Here is a 9578-nt window from a genome sequence, read left to right as displayed (position 1 = left end):
GTGGTATCCCCCCAGACTTCGCGGCCGACCGGAAGCGTCATCGCATCCGCGCTCAAGCCGGATACCAGACGAGGCACGATGACGGCGACAGCCTGATCCTCATGGATGCGGGTAAACGCGCACAAATGCTCCCGCCTGTGTCCATAAGCCTCCAGCGGAACGTATTCGCCGTCCTGGAACAATCGGAGGTGATCGCGTCGATACCGCAACGCCGTCATCGTCAGATACAATTTAATCCGGCCATCGGTCCTATTACTGATCAACTCACGGACGAATGCGGCGCGATCAGTTGTGTCGCCACAGGCCTGATCGATCTCATCGAGTAATTTCATGCGTCTTCCATAATCGACCAATCGTCGGTTGTCGGGATCGACCAGACTCAAATCCCACAATTCAGTGCCTTGGTAGAAGTCCGGCACGCCCGGGGCCGTGATCTTGATCAAGGTTTGCGCCAGAGACGTGACGATCGCGTAGTGCGCGATCTGGTTCTGGAAAGGCATAAAATCAGCCAGGAAAGGATTATCGGATCCGCGAGTCAGTATCGTTTCGACAAACCGGGTAACGGCGTCTTCATACTCAAGATGAGGATTGACCCAACTGGAATGGACCTTCGCCTCACGGATTGCTTTGATCATGTAGGCTTGGATGCGCTGCACGAAGGATTCATGCTCTCCTGCACCTTCCATTGCGAAGGGCCAGGCACCAATCAACGTTTGATACAACATATACTCGTCGTTTCTGCTAGGCGCCCTGTCGCCATCGACTTCCTCTGCATGCTTGCGATTCAATGTGCCCCAGCGGGTGACGTGGTTTTTCCACCCATCCGGCATTTGGGAGAGCACGGCGATACGGGCCCTGACGTCTTCGCTGCGTTTTGTATCGTGAGTCGATGTGGCTGAGAGGGCATGAGGAAACCGCGCACGTCGCTCTTTCATTTTGGCGTGAAATACGTTTGGAGTGATTCCGAACTGCTGAGGGTCCCCGCCGACTTCATTCAACGACACAAGCCGCGTGTAGAGATAGAAGGCCGTGTCCTCGACACCCTTAGCGGTTACAGGACTGGTCGTCTGCTGGAATTTCATCGTGAACTGAATACGGGATTGGCGGTCTTCCTCGGTCCGTGCCTCCCACTGTTGAAGCAGAAGGTCCCGCACGAAATCGAAAAGGAGGCCGCTCAGGGCCGGATTACGCCGTTTCGCTTTTTCGACGGCAAGCCGGATATACGCGCGGTCTCGCTCGGACACAGCTTCGGACTCCGGCGCAATGTAAGTCCGATATACCGGGAAGCAGGCAATAATCTCACGGATGGCGTGCGTCAGGCTGTTCAATGTGAAATCGCGTGAACGCCGGTCCCGTTCCGAAAGTCGGTTGAGCTGATGCCCGAGCACGTTCAATTCGCTGGCCATGGACACGCGCATGATCAACTGCTTCGACTCGTATTCGACTTCGTCGAACGGCTCTCGGAATCGTGTGAACCGTCCATACAAATCGGTGAATGCACGTTCATTTCCGCGATTTACGAACAGGCCGTTCAGGAGATTGAGAAATTCGTATCCTGTCGTTCCATAAACCGGCCAAGTTTCTGGAAGCGGCTCATCGTTCGCCAGAATCTTTTCGACCAGCAGGTACAGCGGCTTCTCCTTCGTTGCCTCGTCACGATCCAGTTCCGCACGGGCCCAACTCTGCAATTGAGTCAGGTAATCCTCGGGGTTATAGAGCCCGTCCACATGATCGATTCTGAGGCCGGTCACTGCCCCGTCCTTCAGGAGGCGAAAGATCAGCCGGTGCGAGGCGTCGAACACGGTAGGATTTTCCATGCGAATCGCGGCCAGTTCATTGATGTCGAAAAACCGGCGATAGTTGATTTCTTCTGAAGCGACCCGCCAATAGGCCAAACGGTAGGCTTGGTCATCGAGCAAATCGTCCAGGAGATCGAAGCTGCGTGGATCGCCTTTGGTTCCATTGAACAACCTGACGTTTTCTTCGATGAAGTCGGCAATCTGGCCACAGTCCCGCATGAGCGAGGCGAGCCGTTGCTTGATGATCTCCTTTTCACGATAGCGCTCCTGTACTCGTTCTGCATCCCGGTCGTTTCGTAACGGCAGGTGCCCGAGGGCCGTGATGATGCTCTGCAATTCGAGCAATCGAGGATCGCTGGATCCAAGTCGCGCGACGAGCGTATCCATTCGGCAGGAGAGGATGGCGATCCAGGGGCGGGGTGCTACCGGCAGCGAGACATCAAAGTACCGGATCACAAACCCGCCGTCTTCATATTGGAGTTGGAGTTCCTGATTCTCCAGCGCCCTGCCATAAAGATCGCCCAGGATCGGTAGTAGCACTTTATCTTGTAATTCGCGTTTGACCGGGTCCCAATCGATGTCGAAGAAAATTGAATAAGGAGAGCTGGGACCGTTTTCCAAGACGTCGAGCCACCAATCGTTGAACATCTTCCCGATACCCATATGGTTGGGCACAACGTCCAAGATCTGACCCATTCCATGTTGTCTGAGCGCCTGTGTGAAGGCCGCATAGTCCTCCTCAGTGCCGACTTCCGGATTGAGGCAGGTAGGGTCGACGAGATCGTATCCGTGGAGGCTACCGGGAACGGCTTTGAAATAAGGAGAGGCATAACAATGGCTGACGCCGAGCTTGTGCCAATAAGGCACAAGCTGCGCGGCATCGCAAAACCTAAAGTGACGGTTGAACTGAACTCTATATGTGGCTGACGGAATATACACCTTTTCCTTCAGATTGTTCACGACGGTTACCTGTCTGCCCATGGAGGGAGAGCGCGATTCCCTCGCGACCGTCCGCGTGGGAAAACGACCAATCCGCCCTTGCTGTACTGAAACCGTTTGCGATCCTCTGCCTGGTTCCATCCAATCTCGCTTCCGGCCGGGATGATATTGAAGCGGTCCACAATCACCCGCTTGAGTCGACATTTGCTTCCAATCTGCACCCCATCCAGAATCACGCACTCTTCAATGTTGGCTCCGGCATCAATAGTGACGTCCCGTCCTATAATAGAACGGCGGATATCAGCCTCAACAATGTGACTGCCCTGCCCGATCATCGATTCGTCAATGCGTGAACGCACCATGCTGGCGGTCGGACCGTCGAAGGTATCGGTCAAGATCGGCCAGGATGCGTTACGCAAATCAAAAATCGGAGACTCCCCGAGCAGGTCCAAATGCGTCTGCCAATAGGATTCCAGCGTCCCGACATCCCGCCAGTAACCCTGTATCTCATACGGCTTCAATCCTGGAACGCGATTTTCAAGAAAGTTGTATGCCTGCACATGGTGTGTGCGAATCAGGTGCGGAATAATGTCCCGGCCAAAATCGTGAGACCCCGGACGCGAAGCATCCTGTTCAAGTGCAGCAAGGAGTACGTCTGTGTTAAAGATGTAATTCCCCATCGAGGAAAAGGCCTGTTCGGGATCGTTGGGCATGGCTTTCGGCTGTTTCGGCTTCTCGTCGAATCCGATGATGCGGCCGTCGCGGTTGACCTCGATAATGCCGAATCCTTTTGCGGCATGGAGGGGAACGGGACGTGCGGCCACTGTCACAGCGGCCGAGTTGGCAAGATGTTCTTGGATCATCTGTGTGATGTCCATACGATAGACGTGATCCGCTCCAAAGACCGCTACGAGGTCTGGGCCGTAATCCTGGATAAGGTTCACGTTGTGGTAGACCGCATCCGCGGTGCCTTCGTACCACCCGCCACGTGCTTTCATCTGGGGCGGGACGACCGTGATAAAGTCATTTTTTATCCTTCCCCCTATTCGCCAGGCTCTGCGCAAATGCTCGATCAACGATTGCGACCGGTACTGCACAAGTACGTACATGGCGGTAATCCCGGAGTTCAGGAAATTGCTGAGCACAAAATCCACGATGCGATACTTACCGCCGAACGGCACAGCCGGCTTGCTGCGCAGTTCAGTCAAGGGCATAAGCCGTTCCCCTTTGCCGCCGGCCATGATGATGGCCAACACGCGGCGGCCTTGTACCATCTTTCTCACGGTTCGTTCCCTTCTCTCGGTTAAGTTACGACGTTGTAAGCGCCTCGTTCCTCTATCCTGCATCCACTACGGCACTCACGCACAGGCCCTCTTGCCCTAGGGTCCAGGCTAGACAGAAGCCAGAAACCGCTGTTCCACTACTCCCCAGTTGATGGCTTTCATGAACGCCTGGACATACGCAGTTCGATTGAGGCCAAAATCTTGGAGATAGGCGTGCTCGAAAACATCCATGACAAGCAACGGTGCGGATCCTACGAGAAATCCTGAATCATGTTCGTCGAGCCATATGTTGAACAGACGCCCGTTGCTGGGATCATGAGTCAGGACGACCCACCCGATCCCTCTCATCCCTCCCACACTCATGAAGCCGTGCTCCCACGTGGAGTACTGACCGAATCCCTTCCAGAGTTTTTCATAAAGCAACGAATCTTTCCTGAGTGGAGTCGGTCGTTTGCTCAGGTTCTCGAAATAGAGTTCGTGCAGCCTCATGCCGTTGTATTCCCACCCGAATCTCCGTCTCATTTCTGCATATTCCATACTCCCGGTCTTTCCTTGCTTCACCAAGTCCAAGAGTCGATCGGCCAACTCGTTCGTGTTCTTCACATAGCCTTGATACAGTTTCAAATGCGTAGCCATGAGTTCCTGACTGAAATGGCGCAATTCCTTGAGATGCTCAAACGTCTTCGCTCGGTACGTCATGGGCTATCAAGCCTTTGGGCAGAATCTGAAACCGGTCCCTTGTTCGCGGCTATCTTCCCCCATTCCCATTCTTCAGAAGGGCTTCGATGCTCTGCTCGATCGATTCCACGATGCCAGCTTGCCGGCGCCGGACACCTTCGACACCATCTAATAGTACGTGATACATGAGCAAGCCCGATGTGTAGGCGGCAATCGCAATGGCGAGATCTTTCGCGTGGGTTTTTCCAGCAGTTCCGATCACCGGGCGAACCAATTGCGCCATTTTTTTCAAATGTCCGTCATAGATCGCGCGCAGTTCCCGAGCGGTGTCAACCTGAATCTGCATCAAGCCACGGATTTGATGGAACAGAAGGAGATAGTCGGGATACTTCAAAAAGAAATTCACCCGGGCCTCGATCACCCTCGAGATGCTCTTCGAATCCGAAGGCGCGTCCGCAACGGCCTGCTTCGTTTCCTCGAACAACTCCTGAAGTCCTTGCTCGAGGAGAACTCGGATGATGGTTTCCTTGGAATCGAAGTACTTGTAGAAGGTCCCTTTGCCAAGATCCGCCAGCTCCGTGATATCCTCGACTTTCGCCCAGTATATCCCCTTCTCGGAAAACAACTGTCTGGCCACCTCGAGAAGACGCTTATTGGTTTTAGCCTTTCGCCGCTCGACGCGAGAGAGATGTTCAGCCCCTTGAACCGGTGTCGGTATCATCATCTACTCATCCTTGCTGTGCCTGATCGACCTGGCCGTCGCCGACTTTCCGGATTGAATTAAATGTGCCGTGTTCGTTATATGTCCGATGAAGATTGAGCGGATCTTCTTCCCACCGCTCGCCATTGATGACGAACTTATACTGATAAAGACCCGGCTCCAGTTTGAGTGCGACCTTCCACAATCCTCCCGCATCTCGCTTGAGCGGCTTGGCTTCCTTGTCCCACTTGTTGAAATCTCCAACCAGAGCGACCACCTTTGCAGAAGGATCAAAATATTCGAATGTCACCGTTTGTTTGGTTTGTGAACGCCGCCGCGCGCCTGACCCAGTCGCCTTCTTGCGAGTTGGTTGCTTCATGCCGCCTCCTTTCTCTTACGCTATGGGACTCGAACGGACGGAATCAGCCCCCAAACAGAAAAAACATCCCGACGATTGTAAATAATCCGAACGCGACAATGATGGCACCCCACATATAGTCCCGCAGAGAAGATTCGCGCGTCCATGCCAGACGCCACGTTCCCAGTTTATTTCCCAATAAAGCCATAATGCCCTCCCCCCTTCTCTGTCATCTGTCTTCCACCGAACAAACGCCTGGTAGGCTGTTCATTCTTTCTAGAGCCAAACAAGGCTATTTTTCATAGGAGACGGCACTTATGCAACCCCGGGCCTCTCACCTCTAGCCTTGTGTACAGCAGTCGCTTTGTCGATTGCGCTCCTTCTCTACCGTGAAAGATCCTGCTGTAGCCGAGGGGGCCCCCCAGAAAAAACCTATTCTGACCTTTCCAGGACCAATATCTTCAGGCGTCTTCTCACGCAGCGATCAAATTCGGCTCCGCCGGCTCCTTACTGTTCGGCCATAGCCGTACCGTGCTGTTCCACGCCTACGAAACCGGTCAAAGCAGGATGGAAATCAGGAGTTTTCCCGATTTGACGGAGGCTTTCAGTAATTCGGTCAGCCCGGCCCCAGTCATTCCACGCAATCCCTTCCATTTCCATCACCATCATGTGATCCGGCGCCTGCTCCAGAATATCTTTGGAGAAGTTCCTCGCCGACATAACCCTATACAACGTTTCGAGGACGGCTTCTTCTCGGTCGCTCCCGATGGATTGCTGAAACAACTCGAATTGCCGCATCGTCGAAGGAAGGCATTTCCATCCAAGCTTCCAGATTGTGTCGACTTTGCCGACGAGAATCATCGTATTCCAAAGCGCCCGCTCAAGGCAAAGGCTGCGCTGAACAGCGGGAGTGGGTTTTTCCACGAAGTTTCCGACCTTCCAAATCCGGAACTTGCCATAACATCCGAGTTCCTCCGACAACGTGATCCACCCGTAGTCCATTTCAATTCGATCCGGCTTTACACCCAACAGAACGATGCGCTCGGGCATCATCTCGACAGCGAGCGCCGCCTTTCGAATCACATTGGCAAAAGCCTCTTCAGGGTAGACGAAATGATCGGCTGGATACACGACCACCGTGCCCTTGGCATCCTGGTCTCGTACGTAGGTCAGCGGGAGTAGAATGCCCGCTGCTGTATCGCGATTGGCAGGTTGTACGATAACGCTGTCCCCGTGAAGCCCTGCCTGTTTTTGCGCATAGGGCTCTTGCCCTCGGGTCACGACCGTGGTGACTTTTGCAGGAGGCGACAGCCGCATGGCACGATCGATCGTGTGTTCCAACATGGAACGGGATCCGGTGAAGGTACAGTATTGTTTAGGAATGACTTCGCCGAGCCACCGCTTGATCGTCGGGTTTAAGCGGGTGCCGTTTCCTCCGGCCAAAATGATCGACCACACATGTGGCGGTGGCATTGATGCTCCTGTCGCATGCACGTGTCCTCCTTTCTCTTCCACGGATCAGGCAACGATCCCACGGTCTTCTTTCTCTTCCTCTTCAGAGGAAGTAGACCTCTGTGGAAGCCGGCGCTTGAAGAACCTCACGAGACGCTTCGTCAGGAGATCCCTACGTCGAACCGCTCTTAGACGCAACAGGCACGGCTCCCGGCCATTCCGATGGAGTGCAACTGGCCCACCGGCGTTGGCTTCTATACGGGCCTGCCTGCCGGAATGTTCGATGTTTCAGGACCACCCCGTCCAACACTTCGCCGCAATTTAAACAGCGCCACGCGATAAAGTTCACTTGCCCCGTGTCATCACGCAAATCCGTGAACTGATCGCGAATCATACAGCCCCGGCAACGTTTGCACGTCATAGCTCGCCTCCTCTTGGGTATTCAAGCCGTTTGCTGTGATGTGTCAATCTATTCCCGACCGAGTTATGCGCTACGATCAGTCGGAGTTTCTGCCGGAGGATTGGCCGCTGTGGCTTGTGACGCCGGCTTAGTGGGCTGAGTGCTCGATGCAATATGTTCCTGTTGCGTCGTCTCTGGAGGCGGTGCTACAGCCTCCTCCTCCAGAGCTTCCGCCTCGTGGACGGATTTTTTGAAGCCTTTAATGGCCTTCCCAAACCCTTCGCCGAGCTGTGGCAGCTTCCCTGCTCCAAAAATGATCAAGACGATGATCAAAACCAGCAGCAGCTCCATCCATCCGAATGATCCAAACATTAGATCAGTCCCCTATTGAACTATGGTCTTTACAGTTGTTGCATTCCAGTCAGGCAATGCTCAACGCCTCACTGATTTCTCCCATACGTTCCAAACCGGGTTACGTTTACGCATGATTCGTCGAAACAAATTCTTTCCCTCTATCGACCATCTTTCCGACTTTGACCTTAGTATCATCGGCGAAGTCGGTAATCTGGTCGCCGAGATCTTCGGCGTAATTCCGTAATCGTTTGCGTGTCCGCGCTCCGGACTCCGGCGCGATCAGGAGTCCAGCTCCGACTCCGACAGCCAAACCGGCGAGAAACATAAACCCTCCCATCAGCACTCCATCCGTTCTTTCGCTCATGATGCTGCTCCTTTCTGATAAGTTCCGTCCGTAAAGGACGGGTGTTCATTTCTACTTACCGACTCAATGATCGACATTTCCGTAACGATCGAGATCCTTATGCAGCTTCTCTACAGAGAACCCGACGATTTCTTCGTCACACCGACTACATTTCGCCACTAGCGAGGCTTGGGCACTCTTTGCATTTGCGCGCAAAACCAGGTGGTAATGCTGCCAACCACAAAATCCACAGGCTTGCCCCCCAACCTCGTCGAGGACGTGTGGAAGCCCAATCCTTCCACCTTCATTCTTGTTGGATACTATTCCCCTCCTGGAGCCGATCGGCTTTTGCATAGTACCTCCCCTCCTCGCTTTCGAAGCCTCCTACGCGCAAAGGGTTTCTACTTGACCTGGGGCTCCTCTACCACTCGAATACCGAGTCCTGATGAATATCCGAACTGGTCCGCTGTCGGGCAAACGAAGGAAACGGCCCCTTCAAACGACTGTTGCTCCGCGACATCGTACGCCCCGGGCATCGCCAACGTCACAACCGTACCCACCGGCACGGTCATCTCAGTCTGGACAAACACCATCCGCGCCTTCGCTCCTTTTCGTATCGGTTCCGCAGCGCTCATTCCTTGACCGACGTTGCGAACCGTCACCCGTGCTTCCTCTTGCTTGCCAGGCGCGAACAGAATAAGCATCCCCTCCTCTGTGTCCGGGGCATCTTCACGAGTGGTCCGCTTCTTGTCCTTTCGCGAATCGTGCTGCTTATCCTGTACCTGTTTTGGTTCCGACATAATACGCTTCCCTTCTAGCCTCATCATAATGTGTTGTGCTTATACAATCACCTTGTATAGACTGACAACCCATTAATGACTGACTGGTCACTTATACCAAATTCCGGCACTCCCTGTCAAATCCCCGTCCTCACATATAAATCCTTTGCACCGGCCAACACTCCGGAGTTTTTCCTGGCAAACAGAACTTATTTCGTGGCCGTACTTCGCATGTGACGCAGGTCATACTCCCTTCCATTTGAATTTAGGCAGACACATTCTGCCGAGCAGGGCTCGACTGTGTTAAAGTGCGCAAGGATTATTTTGTGATCTGGAGGAAGCAAGAGTGCGGAACCGCTGCCAAGCAATCGCGCTGTGGGTTATTGTCGCTGCACACCCCCTGGGGAATCCGGCTAATGTGACCGCCGCTTCTCTCATGGAGAACCGCCTTGTCCTTCTCGCTCAAATATCCCAGGACGAAGCGCCCGACAAG

General features: G+C 53.9%; 11 protein-coding genes. All 11 read right to left on the bottom strand.

Annotated elements, in window-relative coordinates; translation table 11 throughout:
* Nucleotides 1-2780 (bottom strand): malto-oligosyltrehalose synthase (gene treY / locus ACWVCN_RS02595; RefSeq protein ID WP_455243951.1); only part of this gene is annotated, 2780 nt, incomplete at its 3' end.
* Nucleotides 2765-4012, bottom strand: a complete 1248-nt coding sequence (glgC, locus tag ACWVCN_RS02590; RefSeq protein WP_455243952.1) for a glucose-1-phosphate adenylyltransferase — start codon at nt 4010-4012, stop codon at nt 2765-2767. The genes treY and glgC, both read right to left, overlap by 16 nt.
* A gap of 117 nt (nt 4013-4129) precedes the next feature.
* Nucleotides 4130-4720 carry a superoxide dismutase gene (locus tag ACWVCN_RS02585; protein ID WP_455243950.1) on the bottom strand — a complete coding sequence of 197 codons (591 nt, stop codon included), beginning with the start codon at nt 4718-4720 and terminating at the stop codon, nt 4130-4132.
* 49 nt (nt 4721-4769) lie between these two features.
* Nucleotides 4770-5423, bottom strand: a complete 654-nt coding sequence (locus tag ACWVCN_RS02580) for a TetR/AcrR family transcriptional regulator (RefSeq protein ID WP_455243949.1) — start codon at nt 5421-5423, stop codon at nt 4770-4772.
* Between the two features lie 4 nt (nt 5424-5427).
* Nucleotides 5428-5778, bottom strand: a complete 351-nt coding sequence (locus tag ACWVCN_RS02575; RefSeq protein ID WP_455243948.1) for an isoamylase early set domain-containing protein — start codon at nt 5776-5778, stop codon at nt 5428-5430.
* 43 nt (nt 5779-5821) lie between these two features.
* The gene (locus tag ACWVCN_RS02570) at nt 5822-5965 is read right to left on the bottom strand and encodes a hypothetical protein (RefSeq protein ID WP_455243947.1); all 144 of its coding nucleotides are present in this window, start codon (nt 5963-5965) and stop codon (nt 5822-5824) included.
* Nucleotides 5966-6264: 299 nt separating this feature from the next.
* Nucleotides 6265-7230, bottom strand: a complete 966-nt coding sequence (locus ACWVCN_RS02565; protein ID WP_455243946.1) for a sugar phosphate nucleotidyltransferase — start codon at nt 7228-7230, stop codon at nt 6265-6267.
* A gap of 151 nt (nt 7231-7381) precedes the next feature.
* Nucleotides 7382-7630, bottom strand: a complete 249-nt coding sequence (locus ACWVCN_RS02560) for a hypothetical protein (protein WP_455243945.1) — start codon at nt 7628-7630, stop codon at nt 7382-7384.
* 63 nt (nt 7631-7693) lie between these two features.
* The gene (gene tatA, locus ACWVCN_RS02555; protein ID WP_455243944.1) at nt 7694-7981 is read right to left on the bottom strand and encodes a twin-arginine translocase TatA/TatE family subunit; all 288 of its coding nucleotides are present in this window, start codon (nt 7979-7981) and stop codon (nt 7694-7696) included.
* Nucleotides 7982-8087: 106 nt separating this feature from the next.
* Nucleotides 8088-8327 (bottom strand): YtxH domain-containing protein, encoded by a 240-nt coding sequence (locus ACWVCN_RS02550; RefSeq protein ID WP_455243943.1) that lies wholly within the window; start codon nt 8325-8327, stop codon nt 8088-8090.
* Between the two features lie 380 nt (nt 8328-8707).
* Complete coding sequence (locus ACWVCN_RS02545; protein ID WP_455243942.1) at nt 8708-9106, bottom strand: hypothetical protein; 399 nt, start codon at nt 9104-9106, stop codon at nt 8708-8710.
* Nucleotides 9107-9578: the final 472 nt, after the last annotated feature.

The organism is Petrachloros mirabilis, assembly GCF_975968855.1.
The sequence above is the reverse complement of the archived record's forward strand: the minus strand, read 5'-3'. Positions and strand labels throughout refer to the sequence as shown.

Bases quoted from the DNA above. Each gene is read 5' to 3' on its own strand.
- ACWVCN_RS02545 (WP_455243942.1), bottom strand. From the start codon at position 9,106: ATGTCGGAACCAAAACAGGTACAGGATAAGCAGCACGATTCGCGAAAG.
- tatA (WP_455243944.1), bottom strand. From the start codon at position 7,981: ATGTTTGGATCATTCGGATGGATGGAGCTGCTGCTGGTTTTGATCATC.
- ACWVCN_RS02550 (WP_455243943.1), bottom strand. From the start codon at position 8,327: ATGAGCGAAAGAACGGATGGAGTGCTGATGGGAGGGTTTATGTTTCTC.
- ACWVCN_RS02560 (WP_455243945.1), bottom strand. From the start codon at position 7,630: ATGACGTGCAAACGTTGCCGGGGCTGTATGATTCGCGATCAGTTCACG.
- ACWVCN_RS02575 (WP_455243948.1), bottom strand. From the start codon at position 5,778: ATGAAGCAACCAACTCGCAAGAAGGCGACTGGGTCAGGCGCGCGGCGG.
- ACWVCN_RS02570 (WP_455243947.1), bottom strand. From the start codon at position 5,965: ATGGCTTTATTGGGAAATAAACTGGGAACGTGGCGTCTGGCATGGACG.
- glgC (WP_455243952.1), bottom strand. From the start codon at position 4,012: ATGGTACAAGGCCGCCGCGTGTTGGCCATCATCATGGCCGGCGGCAAA.
- ACWVCN_RS02585 (WP_455243950.1), bottom strand. From the start codon at position 4,720: ATGACGTACCGAGCGAAGACGTTTGAGCATCTCAAGGAATTGCGCCAT.
- ACWVCN_RS02580 (WP_455243949.1), bottom strand. From the start codon at position 5,423: ATGATGATACCGACACCGGTTCAAGGGGCTGAACATCTCTCTCGCGTC.
- ACWVCN_RS02565 (WP_455243946.1), bottom strand. From the start codon at position 7,230: ATGCCACCGCCACATGTGTGGTCGATCATTTTGGCCGGAGGAAACGGC.